The organism is Agrobacterium sp. SUL3, from assembly GCF_001263295.1.
Lineage (GTDB): Bacteria > Pseudomonadota > Alphaproteobacteria > Rhizobiales > Rhizobiaceae > Agrobacterium > Agrobacterium tomkonis.
Genome location: NZ_KQ414502.1, coordinates 179,258 through 198,838, shown reverse-complemented (window position 1 = coordinate 198,838; position 19,581 = coordinate 179,258). Strand labels below are relative to the sequence as shown.

Sequence of the window (19,581 nt, the reverse complement as noted above, 5' to 3'; positions counted from 1 at the left end):
ACCCTCTTTGTTGTCGTTGATTGTGATTGATTAAAACCCGTCCCAGCAGCCTTGTGCCAGCCGGCCGATCGTTTCGAGCGCGATGGTGTATCCCGGAGTGCCATCAGGCATCACCTGCGGCACCTCATCCGTATAGGTGGTGATAATGAAGGACGGCGCGCCATTTCTGTAGACGATGCCGGCATCCATGCGACCGCGCTTGCCGCGGCCGCTCTTGCTGGCCACCACGGCCTCGAAAGGCAGGCGGGAGCGAATTCCATACCGCAAAATCTGGTTTTTCAGCGTCTGCATGGCCCATTCGCACAATTGCGGGCTGCAACCGAGCTTTGCCTGCGCCTCCGGTGAGGACTGGGCATCGAGGATGATTTGCAGCAGAAGCACCTGATCCGCCGCCGAGGTGGTGGTGACGGTTTTCAGCGGATGGTCAGCCGCCAGCGCCAGCGGCGGAATGAGGAAACGGTGGTGCGTGTTAGCCATGCCGAGCGCCTTGCAATAGCCATCCACTTCTTCCAGCGTCAGCCGTTCCAGCACCATCTTGGTGCAGACATTGTCGCTCAGCACCATCATGCCGGCGACGGCATCGCGTAGCGAAATGACGATACCTGGCGTCATATAACGGAACATGCCGCTCGCAACCTCTTCCGCCAGCCGCTTTTCATAGGTGACGGGCTGGTCGAGATCGATCCGCCCTTCGCTTGCGGCCTTGAGCACCGCCATCATGATCGACGTCTTGCGGGTGCTGCCCGATGGCGTCTCCTCGTTTTCTCCCCGCCCGATCTCTTCGCCGGTCAGGAGATTGCGCACCATGAAGCGCGTCACGAAAGGCTGTGCATCACAGATCGCATTCAGTTGGGCAGCCACGGTCATTGTCATCTTCCTGTTAAACTTCATCTTCCAGACGCCATTTGAGTGTCACGCCGCCCTTTTCATTCTGGTCGAGGGCGGGAATGGCCGAGAGCAGCCGGCGCGTATAGGCCTCTCTCGGGCTGTCGAAAATCGTGTCGCGGTCACCCTCTTCGATGATGCGGCCGTCCTGCATGACGACGACACGGTCCGCCACCTGCTCCACCACGCCGAGATCGTGGCTGATGAACAGGCAGGAAAAACCGTAACGTTTTTGCAGATCGGAAAAGAGATCGAGCACCTGCGCCCGCACCGTCACGTCGAGCGCGGAGACCGGTTCGTCGGCGATCAAGAACCGCGGACGACGGGCGATGGCGCGGGCAATGGCCACGCGCTGGCGCTGGCCGCCGGAAAGTTCGTGCGGGTAACGGGTCGCGTAATCCGCGTCCAACCCCACCTCTTCCAGCGTTTCAAGCGCCCGCTTGCGCTTGGCGGCCTGATCGAGACCGGGAACGAGGCGCAGCGCCTCCTCTACCAGTGCCAGAATGGTCATGCGCGGATCGAGCGAGGAATAGGGATCCTGAAACACCATCTGGCAATTCAGGCGATAGTCCTTCCAGTCCTCGTTGCGCTCCCGCCCCTGAAAGCGGATATGCCCTTCGCTCTCCTGCACGAGCCCGGCAATGGTGCGGCCAAGCGTGGTCTTGCCGGAACCGGAACCGCCGACCAGCGCCACGACCTCACCCTCATGAATATCGATGCTGACGCCGTGCAGCGCCCGCTTGGGCTTGGCTTTCTTCAGCAGGGACTTGCGGCCGGCATAATCGACGACGATATCGCGGGCCGAAACCATCGGCGCCTTGGACGTGTCGATGGCGCGCGGCTCGCCGCGGAACGGCAGCGAGGAAAGCAGCTTTTTGGTATAGGGATGCTGCGGCGCGTCCAGCAGGTCTTCGGTGCGGCCCTGCTCGACGATCGCACCTTTTTCCATCACCACGATGCGGCTGGTATAACGCGCCACCATCGGTAGATCGTGGCTGATGAGCAGCACGGCCGTGCCTTCCGCCCGCGTCAGCTCCACCATCAGCTCCATGACATCACGCTGGATGACCGCGTCAAGCGCCGTCGTCGGCTCGTCGGCGATCAGCAAAGCGGGTTTCAGCAGCATCACCGAGGCCAGCATGATGCGCTGGCGCATGCCGCCGGAAAACTCGTGCGGATAGGCCGTCAGCGCGCCTTCGGGATCGCGGATGCCCACTCGCCGCAGCATGTCGAGAATTTTCTCGCGGCGCTCTTCGGGCGACAACTTCGTGTGAAGGATCAGCCCTTCCTCCAGCTGCCGGCCAATCGTCATCGATGGGTTGAGCGAGGTCATCGGCTCCTGAAACACCACGCCGATCTCCGCGCCGCGCAGCCGCCGGAGATCCTTCACCGGCAGGGACATGACATCCTGCCCCTTGTAGATGATCGATCCGCCGGTGACGGCGATAGCCGGAGGCAGAAGCGAGATGAGCGCGCGGGTTGCGAGCGTCTTGCCCGAGCCGCTTTCGCCGACGATGCCGAAGATTTCGCCCGCAGCAATATCGAAGGAGACATCCTTGACCACCCGGTGGCCGGTTCTGGCAACTTCGAGCGAAAGGCCGCGAACGGTGAGAAGTGTAGTGTCTGTCATTTGAGACCTCTCATGCGCGGGTCAAGCCTGTCGCGAAGGGCATCGCCCAGAAGATTGATGCCAAGCAGCGTCAGCGCGATGCAGAGACCGGGGAAAAGCCCGAGCCACACGGCCTGCTGGATGAAGGGCCGGCCGGCGGCCAGCATGTTGCCCCAGGTGGGCGCCGGCGGCGGCACGCCAAGGCCGAGGAAGGACAGCGCACTTTCCGAAAGGATGGCCCAGCCGAACATGGAGGTGGCAAGAACCGTGATCGGCGCGATGCAATTGGGCAGGATGTGGCGGAACATGGTGTAGATCTCACCATTGCCCATTACCAGCGACGCCTCGATGAATTCCCGCTCACGCAGAGAAAGCACGGCACCGCGCACCACGCGGGCCATGGATGGCGTATAGGCGATGCCGAGTGCGAAGATGATGCCATACTGGTTGGCGCCGAAAACCGCGAGCAGGCCGAGCGCCAGAAGAATGCCCGGAAAGGCCAAGAGCGCATTGTTGATGGCCATGATGACGCCGTCCACCCAGCCGCGCGCATAACCGCTGACAAGGCCGATCAGCGTACCGAAGATTGTCGCGAAGCTGACCGTCAGAAAACCGATCCAGACGCTGGCACGCGCGCCGACCATCAGGCGGCTCAAAACATCGCGCCCGAATTCGTCGGTGCCGAGAAGATGGCTTGGGCCGGGCGCGGCGAGACGCGAGGCGAAACCGAGCTTCATCGGATCATAGGGTGTCCAGAACAGGCCGGTCACGGCGGTGATGAGCAGGAGGGCGATGAGAAAGCCGCCGATAAGCCCGTTGAGTGTGAACTTTTTCATTCGGCAACCACACGCGGATCGAAGAGGGGATAAAGCAGGTCGACGAAGAGGTTGACCAGCACATAGGACAGCGAGACGAACAGCAGGCAGCCTTGAATGACGGGATAGTCACGGGCAAAAATACTGTCGACCATCAGCCGCCCGAGACCGGGAATGGTGAACACCGTCTCGATGACGGCGATGCCGCCGAGAAGATTGCCGAGGATAAGGCCGATCATTGTCCAGGTGGGACCAAAGGCGTTCTTGAAAGCATGCCGCCAGAGAACCGCGCTTTCCGAAAGGCCCTTGGCGCGGGCATGGGTAATGTAATCCAGCCGCAGCACTTCCAGCGTCGAGGCGCGCGCCATGCGGATCAGCACACCCATTTCATGGATCACCAGCGTCATGACGGGCAGGACGAGATAAAGCATGCCGCCGACGAGATTTTCGCTGATCGACACATATCCGAGCACCGGCAACCAGCCGAGCTTGAGGCCGAAAAACAGGAGAAGCAGCAGACCCAGCCAGAATGTCGGAATGGACAGCAGCAGCGTCGCCGTTCCCACCAGCGCTAGATCGGTCAGACTGTTCTGTTTCCAGGCGGCGATCACGCCCGCAGGAACCGCAATCAGGCTGGCGAGCAGCACGGCGACGACGACGATCTCGGCGCTGACGAGGAAGCGCGAGACGACCAGCGGCAGCACCGCCTCGTCATTGACGATGGAGCGGCCGAAATCGCCCTGCACCACATTACCCGCCCAGATGACGAATTGTTGCGGCATGGACTTGTCGAGGCCGAGTTCGGTCCTCATGGCTTCGATCTGTTCCGGTTGCGCCATGTCGCCCAGCATCAGGGCAGCCGGATCGCCCGGAATGAAGCGGATGAGCGCGAAAACCGTGATCGACACGAATGCGATCGTCGGCAGCGCCATCAAAAGACGGCTCAGTATGAATCTTATCATCGGTTCCCCACGATTGATGGCGGGGAATGATATCCCGCCTCTATCGGTTTCGTTGCTGGTGACTATGACGGATTGATAAATAAGGCGCAATATTATGCGTAAATGTCATATATCTATGCAGAATGGCGGCGCGTTTCATCCTGATGAGGACAATGAGATTTCCCGCCCAAAATCCCGTTTTCAGTCGATTTTTTGCGAAAGCTGGATTTCCCGCTTCAAGGCATCGCTCAGCGCCTGTGCCGCGATGGACAACGGTGCACCGGAGGCGCGGGCTAGACCGAATTCCTGCGTCGCCTGCGGAACGAATGGCCGGGCTACAACGGGAAGATGCCGGTAGAGGTTGGCATAAAAGCTGCTGATGATCGTCACCCCCAGCCCATGCGCCACATAGGCGCAGGCGGAACTGTTGGTGTGGGTCTCGATCTTCACCATCGGCTTGACGCCGGCCTTCTTGAAGACCTGATCGAGCGCCATGCGGTTCGGCCGCTGCCGGCCAATCAAAATGAGCGGAACATTGCGCAGGTCCTTGACGGTAATTTCGTCGAGTTTGGCCAAGGGATGATCCTCCCGGACCACACAGACGCTTTTGCCGGTCGCGACACGCTCGACATCGATGCCCGGGCCAATCTCGCCTTCCATCCGCAGGAAACCGAGATCGATCACCCGCTCACCGACAAGCTTGTTGATGGCGGTCGTCGTTTCAAAAAAAGTCTCGATGCGAACGCCGGGAAAATCCCTGACATAGTCAATCAGCATGGCGGGCGCGAAATTCTCCCACATGCTGCTCGGCAGGCCGATGCGGACGATCTCCGGGCCGGCAGCGCCGTTGCGCAAATCCTCGGCGTGGCCGGACATGCGATCAACGGCAAGCAGCACATTTTCCGCATCGCGGGCAAGAAGTGCGGCCTCGGGCGTTGGGATCAACCGTCCCTTGTCACGGGCAAACAGCGTCAACGAAAGGTCCGCCTCAAGCTGCGCCAGAAGCCGGCTGATACCGGACTGGCTGAGCCCCATGGCCTTTGCGGTGGCGATGGTGGAGCCGGTGGAAAGAAGCGTGCGCAGGACTTCGAGCTGCTTGATATTCATGAGGCAAGCACCATGGGTGAAAGGACGAGCCGGTTTCGGTTCAGACGTTTTGCCGCCGATGACGCTTGATGTCACCGGTTTTTTTAGCACCGTCATGCGGCCCCGTCTGGCCGCCGCTTACAGTTCCACCTCATAGACCCTGTCGTGGGTGGCAACACGCGCCTCTCCGGAGGGCGTCACCCAGCCGCGGAACATGCCAGGCGTATTGTAGGGTGCGGATATGCCGCCTTCGGCGTCTATCGCGACGAGACCGGCGCCGATATCGTAAGGCGCCAGATCCTTATGGACGAGATCGCCGGCCGCAGTCTCCAGATCCTGCCCGAGATAGGCGACACGGGACGCGATCTCGTGGCCGACGACATAACGGATGAAAAACTCACCCTTGCCGGTGCCGGACACCGCGCAGGCACCGTCGCGCGCATAGGTGCCGGCCCCGATCACCGGGCTGTCGCCCACCCGGCCGTTTGGCTTGTTGGTATAGCCGCCGGTGGAGGTCGCCGCTGCAAGATGCCCGGCCGCATCGAGCGCCACCGCGCCGACGGTTCCGTGCTTTTCGTTTTCCGTCGCTTCCGTTCCAGCGGCGGCATGGACCTTCATGGCCGCCAGCGCCTCGAGACGTTTTTGCGTGGTGAAATAGGATTGAGGTTCGGTGGCAAGCCCCTGCTCTTTCGCAAACTGGTCAGCCGCTTCGCCGGTGAGATAGACAGCACGTTCATCCACCATCAGCGCGCGGGCCGCCTTTACCGGGTTTCGGATGGCGCGTGACGCGCTGATTGCGCCCGCCGCCAGCGTCTTACCGTCCATGATCGAGGCGTCGAGTTCGTGAATGCCGTTCTCGTTCAGCGCCGCCCCATGGCCTGCATTGAAATGCGGGCTGTCCTCCATGACGACGACCGCCGCCTCAACCGCTTCAAGCGCGGTTCCACCGGCCTTCAGCACGCCATAACCGGCCCGCAAGGCCGCCGCCAGATCGTCGCGCGCCGCCTCCCATTCCGCAGGCGTCATGCTGTGTTCCGGCATCACGCCGCAACCGCCGTGAATGGCCAATGCGATCTTCGTCATGTCCTCACTCCACTGTCACCCCGCCACAAGCAGGGCCTCTTACCATCAATGAAAGGCGATATCGCCGATGACCCGCACCCGCACCCGCCGCGCGCCGCCCGGCAGATAGGCGATCGGAATATCCTCCACCTCAAGCGTCTTGAGGCTCGCCCGCTCCGCGCCCGAAGCGACCGCCGCGTTCTGCGCTTCGGTTTCTGCTTTCGCAAGGGCCTCGTCGCGGCTCAAGCCGGAAAAGACCTGATCCACTTCGCCCGAAACTTGCGCCATGGCTGCACCCAGCGCATTGGCAACGCCGGCATTTTCCACACGCAACACCTCGGATGCGCCCGGAACCCGCTCCGGTATCAGAAACGCCCCGCCGCCGACCGCAACCAGCGGCACATCTTCCGCAGACGTCTTCATCTGGTCGAAACTGTCGGCCACCATGTCGCGGATACGGGAAAGCGTCGCCTGCACGAATGCCGGGTCGAGGTCTTTCACACGATCCTTGTCGCCCATCTCGATCAAGCCTGCGGCCACGGCGATATCCGATGTCGTCAGCGTCTCGCCGCCGAACACGCGGGCTTCCGTCAGGATGCGATATCCGACCGAGCGCGGGCCGATCTTGCCCGTCTCAGGGTCGACGATAGTACCGCCGCCGAGCGCAATCGGCAGAAGATCGGGCATACGGAAGAGCGTGCGTACCCCGCCAATATGAACGATATTGTTCGCCTCGCGCGGAAAGCCGCCGACAAGGCAGCCGATATCGGAGGTGGTGCCGCCGACATCCACCACCATGGCATCGGAAAGACCGGTGAGGAAGGCCGCACCACGCATCGAGTTCGTCGGGCCGGAAGCGAAGCTGTGCACGGGGTTCGCGGCGGCCACATCCGCAAGCGCCACGGTGCCGTCATTCTGGGTCAGATAAAACGGCGCCTTCACACCCGCTTCGCGCAGCGCATCCGAAAATGCCTGAACCGTGGTCTTGCCGAGCGTTTGCAGCGCTGCGTTCAGGAGGGCGACGTTTTCCCGCTCCAGAAGCCCGATACGGCCAAGCGTATGGGAGAGCGTAATGCGTGCATCGGGAATGACCGAACGGACGATTTCCGCCGCCCGCACCTCACACTCCGTCGTCAACGGCGAGAAAGTTGCCGAAATGGCGATGGAGGTGATGCCCGCATCGCGGATTTTCATTGCCGCCTCACGGATTTCATCCGGGATCATCGGCACCAGCGGGCTTCCGTCATATTCGTGGCCACCATGAACCATGAAGATCAGCGGATTGACGGCCTCGTGCAAATCCCCAGGCCAGTCGCACATCGGCGGCAGCGAAGAACCGGTCGGCAGCGCGATGCGGATGGCGGCGACCCGCTCCAGCCGGGCGCGCTCCACCACCGCATTGGTGAAATGTGTTGTGCCGATCATCACCGCGTCGATAGGCCGGTCCGCCGCGCCGACATGGCCCGCCACATGGGCGAGCGCCGCCTTGACGCCGGACAGGACATCCTGCGTGGTCGGAACCTTGATGGAGGCGACGATCGTGTCTCCATCGATGAGAACGGCGTCCGTATTGGTGCCGCCAACGTCAATACCGATGCGTTTCATGGGAATACCGATCTGAAATCAATGTCATAACCGAAGGCACGCGGGCCGACGGCGGCGATGCCGGCAGGTGTCGTCAAAAGTTCCGGCGCCGGCAGGGCGATAACCGTGACGCGCTGGCCATAACGCACAGATTCCGTGCCGATGGCGCTGCCCGAGATAGTGTCGAGAAGGCAGAGCAGGTCCGGCGTCATGGCAACCGGCTGGCCATCACGGAAGGCGACCGCCCATTCGTTCTGGAAGGCGAGTTCCAGTCGCGAGCCTTTATCCGCATCGATGCCTTCAATGGTGGTGCTGCCGCGCAGGAAGCCGCCGGTGGTTTCACGCGCCACATCCACCACCTTGCCGCGGAACAGCTGCTTGCCGCCCTCATGGTCGAGAACCGCCTGAACGGGGTCGTCATGGCGTTGACGCGCCGCCATCACCGCGCGGCCGAGCTCGGTCGCCTTGGTGACGGTGTAGTGAATGCCCCATTCCTTCACTTCCTTGCCGGTGCGTGGCGCCTTGCAGGTGGCGGCGGTGGAGCCGACTTCGGTGCAGACCTTGCGCGAGATGCGCTCCATCCATTTCCACGAAGCCGCCCGCGTGACGATCACCTCATTGTCGCGCACATCGACCAGCGACAGCGGGAACATCGGCAGGTTGCCGATGGCGAAGGAGGTCATCTGCGCTTCGGGATAGGCGCGCCCCATGGCATCGGCATTAACGACCGGCCGGTCGAGCATGGCAGCGGCTAGGAAGGAAGAAAGCGCATTCGAACCGCCGATTTCCACGCTCATGATCGCCCGGAACGGTTTGCCGAGATAATCCTCCATCACCTCGACAGCGCGGGCGAGATGGACGGGATCTCCCAGCCGCTCCTGACCGACAAGCGGCGCCCCCATCTTGGAGACAACGGCAACCATGTCGTCATCGGCAAGCGCCATGGGATCCATGACCTTCACCCGCCTGCCCTCGGCATAAAGACGGCGCAGGTTGAGCGTCGAGATATAGGGGTTGCCGCCGCCGCCCGTTCCCAGAATCCAGGCGCCGGTGGCCAGAGGTTCGATATCGTCTTCGGAAAATTCCTGGATCATGCGTCATCCTCGGGCATGCCGCAGCCTTTCCGGCGCAAGCGATGCTCCTTCCCTTTGAAGTTCCAAGTCTCATCGGCCCCGCCCTGCGGCGAGACCGGTTTTCATCAGGCGGAGATCACTCCGCCTTGCAGTCCCAATGGAAGTTGGAGAAATTCAGATCCCAGCTCTGCATGGGAATGAACTCGTAACCCTGAAGGCACTTGTTCGCCGCATAACGGCGGTTCGGTGCAACTGCCCAGACGTCAGGCTGAAGATCGGCGATCTTCGTCTGCAGCTCCTTGTAGGTGGCGTTCTGTTCGCTGACATCGGTGGTGGCGCGGACCTTGTCGATCAGCCCGTCGATTTCCGCGCTCTGCAGCCATTCCATCGACATCCAGGTGCCGGAGGCCTTGGAATGGTACTGGTTGTAGAACATCGCATCCGGCGACGGGTAGGTCGGCGAGATGTTCACCTGCGTCGATGCGGGCGTCGTTTCCGGCTTGGAGGACAGCTCGACAATGCGGTTCCACGGCTCGGGCTTGATATCGAGCGTGATGCCGATCTGCTCGAGGCTGGATTGCAAAAGCAGCGCCACTTCGGCCTCGAAGGCCAGCGAAGCGACATAGCTGTTGACGAGCGTGATCTTCTGGCCGGCATATTTCGACTTCGCCAGTTCTTCCTTGGCCTTTTCCAGATCATAGACGCCGGGCTGGATATCGCTGTTATGTGCATCCTTGAAGGCGTCGGAGAGCGGTCCCTTCATGTCGAAACCGGGATAGATCACTTCCTGGATCGTCTTGTAGTCGGTCGCATAGGCAATGGCGCGGCGCACGTGCACGTCGTCGGTCGGATAGACCTTGGTATTGAGCTTGATGACGAAACCGCCGGCGGTGCGGGTCTGGATCAGCTTGTAACCCTTCATCCGGCCGATGGATTCATAGGTATCGTTGCCAAGTCCGTGCGAGGAAAGGCCGAGTTCGCCCTTTTCCGCCAGCGCCTTTACGGTGGCGTCGTCGCTGGTCTGCACGAAGCGCACTTCATCGATCGGCTTGCCCTTGGTCCAGCCGAGGAAATAATCGGCATTGCGGGCAATGACCATATCGGCCGAGCGGTTGTAGCTGACCAGCTTGTAGGGGCCGGAACCGGCGGAATGTTCGCCGACATAAGCCTCACCCCATTTGTCTTCGGGCTTGGCATTGGCTTCGATCAGCGTCTTGTTCATCGCCATCATCAGCGGCGTCGCCGCCATGAAGGGCGAGAACTGGCGCTCGATCTTCATGACCAGCGTGGCATCGTCAGGCGCAGTGACGTTTTCGGGCTTCAGCACGCCGACGATGAGGTTCGACGGGCCCTTGTTGATGCCGAGCAGACGCTGGATCGACCAGGCAAGATCGGCAGCCTTTACCGCCGTGCCATCCTGAAATTTCGCGTCGTCGCGCAGGTGGAAGGTGTAGGTCAGGCCGTCTGGCGAAATATCCCAGGATTTCGCCAGATGCGGCACGATTTCGCCCTTGGCGTTCACCGTGGTCAGGCCGTCATACATGTTCACGATGGCCATGTAGCCGGTGTAATCGGTCACCTTCGCGGGGTCGAGCGAGCTGAATATCTGCATGGTGTTGACTGCAACTGACACCTTGTCTTCCGCAAGGACTGCAGAAGAAAAAAGCGGCAACGCGAGCGCCGTGCCGAGCGCCAGCGCGGCGAGACGGGAAGCAAGTACAGGCATTTTCATTATCGTTCTCCTCTTTATTGCGGAGCATTGGCCCCGCTTATGGTTAGGCAGCCTTGCTGACCGGGACGGGCAGCGGTGAGAAAGGAATATCCGGATAGCCAAATGCCGCCGGCCCGACGACCTCAAGCGCGCGGGCGCTGCGCAGCAGGTCGTGGCAGGGGATGGCGATGACGGCCACGCGCTGGCCGTAGCGCAACACTTCGGTGGTGATCGGATAACCCGTGTCGACGTCGAGCAGGACGATCAGGTCGGGCACCGTCACTTCCACCTTGCCATCTCGGGAAAACAGCAGGAATTCGTTCTGAATGGCGACGCCCGCCGTCTGGCCGGCGCAATCATCGAAGCCGGAGAGCGTGAGATCACCGACAGCAAAACCGCCGCGCAGGTGGCGCTTCAGATCGGTGATCTTGCCGTTGAAGATGCGCCTTCCGCCTTCCAGTGCGCAGACCGCGGCAATCGGGTCTTCCTGCTGCTTGCGGGCGCGGATCACTGCCTCACCGATGGCAATCGCCTTGGTGTAGGTTTTCGGAATGCCGTATTGGTGCACGTAATGCGCCTGCATCGGCGCGGTCGCCAGCATTGCGCCGCCGCCCTGCGAAACGACGCAGGCGCGCGCCATACGCTCGTGCCAGACCTCGGAAACGGCGTGGCTGAAAATGACGGCATTGCCATGCAGATCGCACATCACCGACGGTGTGGAACTGTGGCCATAGATGGAGAAGGTGGTCATCTGCATTTCCGGGAATGCCCGTCCCATGCCATCGCAATCGAGGATCGGCAGGCCGCCGAGCGCCGCTGTCACCAGCGGATTCATGGAGTTGGAACCGCCGATTTCCTCGCAGACGATGGCATCGACCGGGGTGCGGATCAGCTCTTCCATCGCCCGCAGGCAACGCAGGCCCTCACGGCCTTCGCGAATGCGCTCGACGCCAACGACCGGTGCGCCGATGCCGCCGATGGACATGCAGAGCGCATCCGGTTCGATGGCATCGGTGGCAAGGATCTTCATCTCGTAACCGGCCTTCATGGCTTCCAACGCCAGAAGCTTGCCGAGATAGGGATTGCCGCCGCCGCCAGTGCCGAGAATGCCCGCACCGATTTCCAGCGCGTCGAGATCTTCCCGCGTCAGCGTCCGCAATGCCGCTTCGTCATATTTCAGCTTGCGTGTCTCAGCCATGGTTGGCTCCCATTTCTCCAACAACTTTCACATGAATGCGGGTGGCATTGCCGGGCAGATAGGCAAGAGGCATATCCTCGCGCTCAATCACTTCCAGCGTCTCGGCGACCGCGCCGGCCGCAATCGCCTTCTCGCGCGCCTCGGCTTCTGCTTCTGCCAGTGCACTCTCGCGGGTACGTCCGTCCACCAGCGAGAAGACCCGGTCGGTCTCGCCGCTGATCTGCGCGATTGCCGCGCCGACGGCATTGGCCACCGCGAAATTCTCGGGCCGGATGACCTCAAGGTCACCGATACGATCCGGCATCAGGATGGAACCGCCGCCAACGGCAATCACCGGCACCGGTGACGACGAGATGCGGCTGCGCTCCACGCAGGCCTCGAGCATGTCGTTGATCTTGTCGACCGCCGCATCCACGAGCTTTTTGTCGAGGCTGGAGACCAGCGCCTTCTCACCCACATCCGCCTTGCCGGAGGCAACGGCGATATCGGTTGCCGTCAGGGTCGAGCCGCCGAAGCAGAGTGCATCGCGGCGAACGCGGTAACCGACGGATTTCGGGCCGACGGTCAGCCCATGGTCGCCCATGACCACCAGCGAACCACCACCGAGACCGATGGAAAAGACGTCAGGCATGCGGAAATTGGTGCGCACACCGCCAATATCCACCGTCGTGGAAGCCTGACGCGGAAAGCCATGCGACAGCGAGCCGACATCGGAGGTGGTGCCGCCGACATCCACCACGACGGCATCCTTGAGACCGGTAAGGAAAGCCGCACCGCGCATGGAATTCGTCGGGCCGGAAGCGAAGGTGAGCACGGGGAAGCCACGCACCACATCCGCCGCCATCAACGTGCCGTCGTTCTGGGTAATGTAGAACGGGCAGGTGATGCCCGCCGCCTTCAGCGCCTCACCGAAAGCCGCGACGGTGCGGTCGGCAAGCGACAACAGGCTGGCATTCATGATCGCCGCGCTCTCGCGAGCGAGCAGACCGTGGCGGCCGATATCCTTGGACATGACAACCGGCAGGCCGGGGCAACGCTCCTGCAGGATTTCCTTCGTCCGCAGTTCCATCGCATCGTTGATGCCGCTGAAAACGCAGGTGACGGCAGCGGCCTTCAGGCCCTTGGCGCGGATATCGGCGGCGATACGGACGATCTCGTCCTCATCGAGGGCTGAAATTTCACGACCGTCGAATTCGTATCCGCCGCGCACCTGATAACCGTGGTTGCCGACGATTTCCCGGAGATCATCCGGCCAGTCGACCATGGGCGGCAGGCCGGCGCCGGACGGCAAGCCGAGACGGATGGCGGCCACCTCGTCCATATGCCGGCGCTCGATCACCGCATTGGTGAAATGCGTGGTGCCGATCATCACGGCGCCGATGCGCGCCCTGTCGATGCCCGACGCCTCGATGACCTTTTCAAGGGCTTCGATGACACCGGACGTCACATCCTCTGTCGTGGAGGCCTTCACCCCCGCCAGAACGGTTTTATCCTGCAACACAACGGCATCGGTATTCGTGCCGCCGACGTCAATTCCAACGCGATACACGTCAGGCTCCTCTTTCATCAATCAGTCGTTTTTACGAGGAAGCGCATGCGCTCTTCCTCGGTCACGGTGGGTTTGAGACGTTCTTCCTCGTCGGTGACGACGGGGATGGCCGCGATCAGGGCGCGGGTATAGGGATGGGCCGGCTCGGCGAAGACCGCCGACGTCACGCCCTCCTCGACAATCTCGCCGCGCAGCATGACGGCGATGCGCGAGCAGAAATTGCGCATCAGCGACAGGTCGTGCGAGATCATCAGATAGGTCAGGCCAAGCTCCTCGCGCAGCTGCAACAGAAGGTCGATCACCGTCTTCTGCACCGAAACATCGAGCGCTGCCGTCGGCTCATCGAGGATCAGGATTTTCGGCTCGGCGGCCAGCGCACGGGCAATCGCCACGCGCTGCTTCTGCCCACCGGAAAGCTCATGCGGATATTTGCCGAGATAGGATTGCGGCAGCCGCACCAGCCCCATCAATTCCTGCATCCGGCTTTCCCGCGCCTGCCCATCCATGCCGATGGATTTCAGCGGCAGGGCAAGCGTCTGTTTCACCGTGCGCTTCGGATTGAGCGAGGTGCCTGGATTTTGATAGACGATCTGCGTCAGCCGCTTGCCGCGCTCAGGCGCCGGGGCGTCGATGACGAGATTGCCGGAGGTGGGACGCGAAAGGCCCATGATCATGCGGGCAACCGACGTCTTGCCGGAACCGGATTCGCCCGCCAGACCGAAAACCTCGCCTTCCTTCAGCGTCAGGTTCACATCGCGCACGGCATGATAACCGTTGCGCCTGCCGTAAATCTTGTTCAGCCCTTCGATGGTGACGATGGGCGAGCGCTCGCTCTGCGCCAGATCGGTGACGCGCGGGCCATAAAGCGGCGGCACGGCATCCAGCAGCGAACGCGTATAATCCTCGGCAGGAGCATGCAGGATCTGCGTGCAGGGACCGGTCTCGACAATGTCGCCGTGGTGCATGACCACGACCCGGTCCGCTACCTTGCGCACGACGCCGAGATTGTGGGTAATCATCAACAGCGCCATGTTTTCTTCGGCGACCAACTGGTTGATGAGGTTAAGGATTTCATCCTGCGTGGTAACATCCAGCGCCGTGCCCGGTTCATCGGCGATCAGGAGCTTGGGTTGGTGCAGCAGGGCAAGCCCGATCAGCACGCGCTGGCGCATGCCGCCCGAAAGCTCGGACGGATAGGCATTCATCACCCGCTCGGTATCGGCAAGTTGCACCCGGCGCAGCACCGCTGCGATACGGGTGCGACGCGCAGCCTTCGACGAATTGATGCCATCGCGCTTGTCGGCAAAGCGCATGACGTCGTCGAGATGCGTGCCGATCTTGAAGACCGGATTGAAGGAGGACAGCGGGTCCTGCATGATCAACGAAAACGCCGTGCCCTTCAGCGCCTCACGCTCCCTGCGCGGCATGGCGAGCACATCGCGGCCATCGATGATGATGGCGCCGGAGGTGATCGCTGCATTCTTCGGGAGGGTGCCGATGATCGCTTTGGCGGTGACGGACTTGCCAGATCCGGTTTCGCCGATCAGCGCCACACGCTCACCGGCAGCAACCGTGAAGGCGACATTGCGCAGCACCTGCCGGGTGCGGCCGTAATTGGTGAAGGTGACGTTGAAGTTTTCGACCTTGAGAAGCGGTTCAGTCATGGTTTTAGCTTTCCACGTCGAACATGTCGCGCAGGCCGTCGCCCAGCAGGTTGAAACCCAGCGTCACGTAAAGCACGGCCGCACCGGGGCAGAGGACTTCCCACCAGAAATCCGGCATGAACTGGCGCCCGTCAGCAACCATCGATCCCAGGTCGGGCGTCGGCGGCTTAACGCCGAAACCGAGGAAGCTCAGCGTCGCACCGAAGAGGATGACGAAAGCCGCATCCAGCGTCGTCTTGACGGATATGACCGAGACGCAATTGGGCAGGATTTCGCGGAAGAGGATGTGCAGCGGCCCGGCGCCGGCAAGACGCGCGGCTTCGATGTAGTCTTCAGAGGCGATGGACTTCGACACCGAATAGATCAGCCGCGCGTGCCAGGTCCACCATAGCAGCGTGATCGCGATCATGGCGTTCGTCAGCGTCGGTTCCAAGAGGTTGGAGACCGCCAGCGCCATGACGAGAGGCGGCATGGCCAGCATCACATTCGTCAGGCCGCTGATGATTTTTTCGGTCCAACCGCCGAAATAGCCGGCGATCAGGCCAAGAACCGTACCGACGGGAACCGAAATGCCGAGCACGCCGATGACGAGAAGGAGAGAAACACGCAGCCCGAAGATGGTGCGGGAAAAGATATCGCGCCCCGCCTTGTCAGTGCCGAACCAGTGTTCCAGATCCGGCGGCATGTGGCGGGCGCGGAAATCGACGACGGCGCCGATATGTTTGGGATAGGGCGTGAGCCAGGGCGCAAAGACCGCCAGCACCAGCACCGATAACAGGATCAGCGAGCCGATGACGGCTGCCGGATTGCGGCTGAAGCGATACCACATCATGTAACCGGCGCTTAAACCGCGATCGGTGGGTTCGAGCATTTTCATATCAGCCATCAGCGAGCCTCCTTGCGGCGCAGGCGCGGGTCGATGATCGAGATCAGGACATCTACGATCAGGTTCGCAACGATGAAGAACAGGCCGGCCACCAGCACCACGGCGGTCACGGCATTGAGGTCTTTCTGCAGGATGGCGTTCAGCCCGTAGGAGGCAAACCCACCCCAGGCGAAGACCATTTCGATCACAAAGGCATTGCCGATCAACGACGCGAATTCGAGACCCATGATCGTCAGCGGCGCGATTGAGGAGAGTTTCAGCAGGTAACGGAAGATGATCACCCGTTCCGGCACGCCGAAGCTCTGGAGCGTCAGCACATGGTCCTTGCGCTGATTTTCGATCATCGAGGAGCGGGTGATGCGGGTGATCTGGCCGATGCCGGCCATGGAAAGCGCAAAGGCCGGCAGTGCGAGATGCTTCAGCGCATCCAGCACCACATCGAAACGCCCGGCCAGCGTGCCGTCGATCAGGATGAAGCCCGTCGGGCCACCCTGCCAGCCAAGCCCGTGGTCAAGCCTGCCGATGATCGGCCAGCCGGAGAGAAACCGGGCGGCCAGCAATTGCAACGTGATGGCGAAGAGAAAGCTCGGGATCGTTACCCCGGTGAGCGAGAGGATGCGGCCGATATGGTCGAGCGGCCGGTCGCGATAATGCGCGGTGATAACACCCAGCGGAATGGCGACGGCGAACATGAAGATGACCGAGACCAGCACCAGCTCGACGGTGGCCGGAACGGTCTGCGCCAGATCGGTGGTAACGGGACGCTGCGACACCAGCGAGAAACCGAGATCACCGTGCAGGGCGTTGCCGATATAGTCGAGATATTGGACGGCCAGCGGCTCGTCGAGACCCATCTCGCCGCGCAGCGCATCCACCTGCTCCTGCGTTGCCGCAGGCCCCAGCGCCATGCGGGCGGGATCGCCCGGCACCACACGGGCCAAAGCGAAAATCATGATGGACAGGGCGATCATGACCGGCACGAAAGCGCCGAGCCTGTTCAAAATCGCGACCAGCGGATGTTGCTGCATAGGTGGAACGTTCCTTGTGCATCAGTTGCCTGAGCACAAGTTTTCACCACATGTCGGTTTGAACAATTGCCGAAAGGTATAGTTTTTTGAAGAATGAGTATAGGTTTTTATATCTGGATACCCTATCCCTTTCCCGATGACACTCCTGCCCCGCCCCCGCCTCTGCCACCGCATTGCCAGTGAAACCGCTGGCGTGGTGTTTGTGCGCGCGCCGGCGGGTGCCGGAAAAAGCGTGCTGCTGGAGATGTTAGCAAAAGAACTGGGAGCGCAGATATGCCGCACGCACCAGCCTCAAGGCGACGACGTGACAAATGGCTGTCTGCTCTGGGACGTTCCAGTCTTTGCACGGGCGGTACGCATGCCCGCCCCCATTCTGGAGTCGGTGCGTTTCGTCGTCATCGCCTGCCGGCCAGACCAGCGGATCAGCGGCATGGCGCGGCACATCCTGCATCGCGGCTCGCTCACCATAGGGGCGGACGAACTGGCCCTACGGCCAGATGAGGCGGATGGCCTTCCGCCCGAACAGAAGCATCTGGCACTCGAGGATTATGCGGGATGGCCGGCCTTTCTGTCGCTGGCGCGCCTGCCGGATGAAATGCTATGCGCCGACTACCTGCGGGAAAGCTATCTGCCGCATCTTTCCCCTGCCCAAACGGTCGAACTGTCCTTCTGGCTCGAAAATCCCTCTGCAGAGCCCGATGCGGACTGGACCAGGCTTCTGCCGCCCTTTCTGACGGGAAAGCCAGACAATCACCGCACGCTGATAAGGCTTCTGACGGTCGCGGCAAAAGAACGCCTCGCCACATTGCAGGCCGGCAGCGCCGTGGTGGAGGTCGCATCGGCGTTTGAAAAGGCAGGGCGTTCGCTGGCCGCCATGGCCATGCTGCTGGACCGCGGTTATGAGACCCATGCCGCGCAAATCCTCGAGCGCGCCGATGGCCGTGAGCTGATCTACAGGAGCAGCGTCGACCGGTTTCGCGAAATCATCATGCGGTTTTCGCAAGATATGATCGCAGCGAACGAAACCGTGCTCTTCGCCGTCACCCGCGCGTTGCTGAAACAGGGTGAATTGCAACGCGTGCGCCATCTGCTCGGCAAAAGCCTCGGATCGGATTATCTCGATCCGCTGAAGGTGCTTGCCCGTGGTTCGCGGTTTTCCTTCGCCGCCCGCACCTTCCGGCTGAACCTGATGATTGCCGAGGATCTGACCCCCAATGACGCGGTGATAACGCGTCTCGCCGAGTTCATGGCCGATTATCCCATGGACGACCACGGCAAATGGGCGGCCTATTACAATGCGCTGCTGGAATTCGAAATCCGCCGCCGCAATTTCCGCGAGGCGGAGGCGGCAGCGGCCCGCGCGCTCATCTATCTGCGCAAGATGGGCGGGCAGCCCCTGCTCGAGTTCTTCATCCATCTTCACCAGATCGTGCTGCGGTTGATGAGCGGTGATGTGCTTCTGGCCCGCCGGGCGGCGCAGGAGGCGCGCGCACGGCTGGAACAGGTGCCGCATGATGCCGTGCAGGAGTTCCGGATGTTGCGGCTGGCGGAAGCCTGCCTTGCCTATGAGGCGGGAAAGCCGCGCGACCTTCTGCATTTCGTCGAGCACGAATTCGATCACTTCGCCGCTGCCGAGATCTGGCCGAGCCTGATGCAGTTTGCCCTGTTTTACGCCTCACAGGTGTTGATCGATCATTTTCCGATGACCGTTCGCCCCGGTTTTCTCGATGGCTTGTGGATCCATCTTTCGGAAGGGCTGCAATTCCATGCGATGATGGAAATCAGGACGGCCCTCGCCTATCAGAACGCCAACCGCTGGGCGGATGCCGCCGCGACGCTTTCGGCAATCCGCATGCCGATGGGCCGCAACTGGGTGGAAAGTGCGCATGAGGATCTTTCCCGGCTGACACGCCGGGACGAAATCGCCTATGTCATGGCATGGCTGCGCGATGCGGTGCATCTTTTCACGCCGCGCGCCTATCTCTCCCGGCAGATCGACGCGATGATCGCCAATCCCAAGGTCACCAATCGTGAGAAGGTCGCGCTGAGGATCTGGCAGAGCTATGCCGCGCACCAGCGCCGCGACAACGCCGCCGCACGCGCCCATATCCTCACCGCTCTTGAATCGGCAACCCGTCTTGGCTGCAATGGCGTCCTGTCGGAGGAGCGCGTCTTCCTGTCGCCGCTTTTGAACAATCGCCGCATCCGCAGCTTCATCGAAACCTCGTCCGATGTCCGCACCGCGCTGTCGATTTTCGCCGCTTCAGTGAATTCGCCGCAGGCGCGCGCCCTGCATGGCGGGCTTTCGCAGCGGGAAGCGCAGATGCTGCAACTGCTCGCCAGCGGCATGTCGAACAAGAAGATCGCCCAGACGCTCAATATCTCGGAAGTGACGGTGAAGTTTCACCTCGGCAACCTGTTCCGCAAGCTGGATTGCAAACGTCGCGCGGAAGCGATCCGCGCGGCGAAAGCACTGGGCTGGCTGTGAGG

15 protein-coding genes are annotated in these 19,581 nt (G+C 61.7%); 1 reads left to right on the top strand and 14 read right to left on the bottom strand.

What is annotated here, in order from left to right; genetic code table 11:
* Window positions 1-30: 30 nt before the first annotated feature.
* From AKG12_RS12070 to AKG12_RS12005, 14 genes are all read right to left on the bottom strand, one after another.
* Window positions 31-867 (bottom strand): serine hydrolase, encoded by an 837-nt coding sequence (locus tag AKG12_RS12070; RefSeq protein WP_052818975.1) that lies wholly within the window; start codon window positions 865-867, stop codon window positions 31-33.
* A 13-nt stretch (window positions 868-880) separates the two neighbouring features.
* The gene (locus tag AKG12_RS12065; RefSeq protein ID WP_046801389.1) at window positions 881-2,515 is read right to left on the bottom strand and encodes an ABC transporter ATP-binding protein; all 1,635 of its coding nucleotides are present in this window, start codon (window positions 2,513-2,515) and stop codon (window positions 881-883) included.
* A complete protein-coding gene (locus tag AKG12_RS12060; RefSeq protein WP_046801390.1) occupies window positions 2,512-3,330 on the bottom strand; it encodes an ABC transporter permease in 819 nt (272 codons plus the stop codon). Before AKG12_RS12060 ends, AKG12_RS12065 begins: the two co-directional genes overlap by 4 nt.
* Window positions 3,327-4,271, bottom strand: coding sequence for an ABC transporter permease (locus tag AKG12_RS12055; protein ID WP_052818974.1), 945 nt, complete (start codon window positions 4,269-4,271; stop codon window positions 3,327-3,329). Before AKG12_RS12055 ends, AKG12_RS12060 begins: the two co-directional genes overlap by 4 nt.
* Before the next feature lie 180 nt (window positions 4,272-4,451).
* Window positions 4,452-5,357: a LysR family transcriptional regulator gene (locus AKG12_RS12050; protein ID WP_046801479.1), complete on the bottom strand. Its 906-nt coding sequence runs from the start codon at window positions 5,355-5,357 to the stop codon at window positions 4,452-4,454.
* Between the two features lie 117 nt (window positions 5,358-5,474).
* Window positions 5,475-6,419, bottom strand: coding sequence for an isoaspartyl peptidase/L-asparaginase family protein (locus AKG12_RS12045; protein WP_052818973.1), 945 nt, complete (start codon window positions 6,417-6,419; stop codon window positions 5,475-5,477).
* A gap of 45 nt (window positions 6,420-6,464) precedes the next feature.
* Window positions 6,465-8,003: a hydantoinase/oxoprolinase N-terminal domain-containing protein gene (locus AKG12_RS12040; RefSeq protein WP_052818972.1), complete on the bottom strand. Its 1,539-nt coding sequence runs from the start codon at window positions 8,001-8,003 to the stop codon at window positions 6,465-6,467.
* A complete protein-coding gene (locus AKG12_RS12035) occupies window positions 8,000-9,076 on the bottom strand; it encodes an S-methyl thiohydantoin desulfurase family protein (RefSeq protein ID WP_052818971.1) in 1,077 nt (358 codons plus the stop codon). The genes AKG12_RS12040 and AKG12_RS12035 overlap by 4 nt, the downstream gene beginning before the upstream one ends.
* Before the next feature lie 115 nt (window positions 9,077-9,191).
* On the bottom strand, window positions 9,192-10,787 hold the full coding sequence (locus AKG12_RS12030) for an ABC transporter substrate-binding protein (protein WP_052818970.1): 1,596 nt from the start codon (window positions 10,785-10,787) through the stop codon (window positions 9,192-9,194).
* Window positions 10,788-10,830: 43 nt separating this feature from the next.
* Window positions 10,831-11,964, bottom strand: coding sequence for an S-methyl thiohydantoin desulfurase family protein (locus AKG12_RS12025; RefSeq protein ID WP_004438394.1), 1,134 nt, complete (start codon window positions 11,962-11,964; stop codon window positions 10,831-10,833).
* Entirely contained in the window at window positions 11,957-13,513 is a 1,557-nt protein-coding gene (locus tag AKG12_RS12020) for a hydantoinase/oxoprolinase N-terminal domain-containing protein (RefSeq protein ID WP_052819079.1), read from the bottom strand. Before AKG12_RS12020 ends, AKG12_RS12025 begins: the two co-directional genes overlap by 8 nt.
* A 17-nt stretch (window positions 13,514-13,530) precedes the next feature.
* Entirely contained in the window at window positions 13,531-15,177 is a 1,647-nt protein-coding gene (gene nikE / locus AKG12_RS12015; RefSeq protein ID WP_052818969.1) for a nickel ABC transporter ATP-binding protein NikE, read from the bottom strand.
* 4 nt (window positions 15,178-15,181) lie between these two features.
* Window positions 15,182-16,063 carry an ABC transporter permease gene (locus AKG12_RS12010; RefSeq protein ID WP_046801396.1) on the bottom strand — a complete coding sequence of 294 codons (882 nt, stop codon included), beginning with the start codon at window positions 16,061-16,063 and terminating at the stop codon, window positions 15,182-15,184.
* Window positions 16,063-17,091, bottom strand: a complete 1,029-nt coding sequence (locus AKG12_RS12005; protein WP_052818968.1) for an ABC transporter permease — start codon at window positions 17,089-17,091, stop codon at window positions 16,063-16,065. The genes AKG12_RS12010 and AKG12_RS12005 overlap by 1 nt, the downstream gene beginning before the upstream one ends.
* 136 nt (window positions 17,092-17,227) lie before the next feature.
* Here AKG12_RS12005 and AKG12_RS12000 point away from each other — a divergent pair, with 136 nt between their 5' ends.
* Window positions 17,228-19,579: a helix-turn-helix transcriptional regulator gene (locus tag AKG12_RS12000; protein ID WP_052818967.1), complete on the top strand. Its 2,352-nt coding sequence runs from the start codon at window positions 17,228-17,230 to the stop codon at window positions 19,577-19,579.
* Window positions 19,580-19,581: the final 2 nt, after the last annotated feature.

What these genes read in the sequence shown, in the direction of transcription:
- AKG12_RS12060 (WP_046801390.1), bottom strand. Translation starts at nt 3,330, where the DNA reads ATGAAAAAGTTCACACTCAACGGGCTTATCGGCGGCTTTCTCATCGCC.
- AKG12_RS12055 (WP_052818974.1), bottom strand. Translation starts at nt 4,271, where the DNA reads ATGATAAGATTCATACTGAGCCGTCTTTTGATGGCGCTGCCGACGATC.
- AKG12_RS12025 (WP_004438394.1), bottom strand. Translation starts at nt 11,964, where the DNA reads ATGGCTGAGACACGCAAGCTGAAATATGACGAAGCGGCATTGCGGACG.
- AKG12_RS12050 (WP_046801479.1), bottom strand. Translation starts at nt 5,357, where the DNA reads ATGAATATCAAGCAGCTCGAAGTCCTGCGCACGCTTCTTTCCACCGGC.
- AKG12_RS12000 (WP_052818967.1), top strand. Translation starts at nt 17,228, where the DNA reads ATGACACTCCTGCCCCGCCCCCGCCTCTGCCACCGCATTGCCAGTGAA.
- AKG12_RS12040 (WP_052818972.1), bottom strand. Translation starts at nt 8,003, where the DNA reads ATGAAACGCATCGGTATTGACGTTGGCGGCACCAATACGGACGCCGTT.
- AKG12_RS12045 (WP_052818973.1), bottom strand. Translation starts at nt 6,419, where the DNA reads ATGACGAAGATCGCATTGGCCATTCACGGCGGTTGCGGCGTGATGCCG.
- AKG12_RS12035 (WP_052818971.1), bottom strand. Translation starts at nt 9,076, where the DNA reads ATGATCCAGGAATTTTCCGAAGACGATATCGAACCTCTGGCCACCGGC.
- AKG12_RS12005 (WP_052818968.1), bottom strand. Translation starts at nt 17,091, where the DNA reads ATGCAGCAACATCCGCTGGTCGCGATTTTGAACAGGCTCGGCGCTTTC.
- AKG12_RS12030 (WP_052818970.1), bottom strand. Translation starts at nt 10,787, where the DNA reads ATGAAAATGCCTGTACTTGCTTCCCGTCTCGCCGCGCTGGCGCTCGGC.
- AKG12_RS12010 (WP_046801396.1), bottom strand. Translation starts at nt 16,063, where the DNA reads ATGGCTGATATGAAAATGCTCGAACCCACCGATCGCGGTTTAAGCGCC.
- AKG12_RS12070 (WP_052818975.1), bottom strand. Translation starts at nt 867, where the DNA reads ATGACCGTGGCTGCCCAACTGAATGCGATCTGTGATGCACAGCCTTTC.
- AKG12_RS12065 (WP_046801389.1), bottom strand. Translation starts at nt 2,515, where the DNA reads ATGACAGACACTACACTTCTCACCGTTCGCGGCCTTTCGCTCGAAGTT.
- nikE (WP_052818969.1), bottom strand. Translation starts at nt 15,177, where the DNA reads ATGACTGAACCGCTTCTCAAGGTCGAAAACTTCAACGTCACCTTCACC.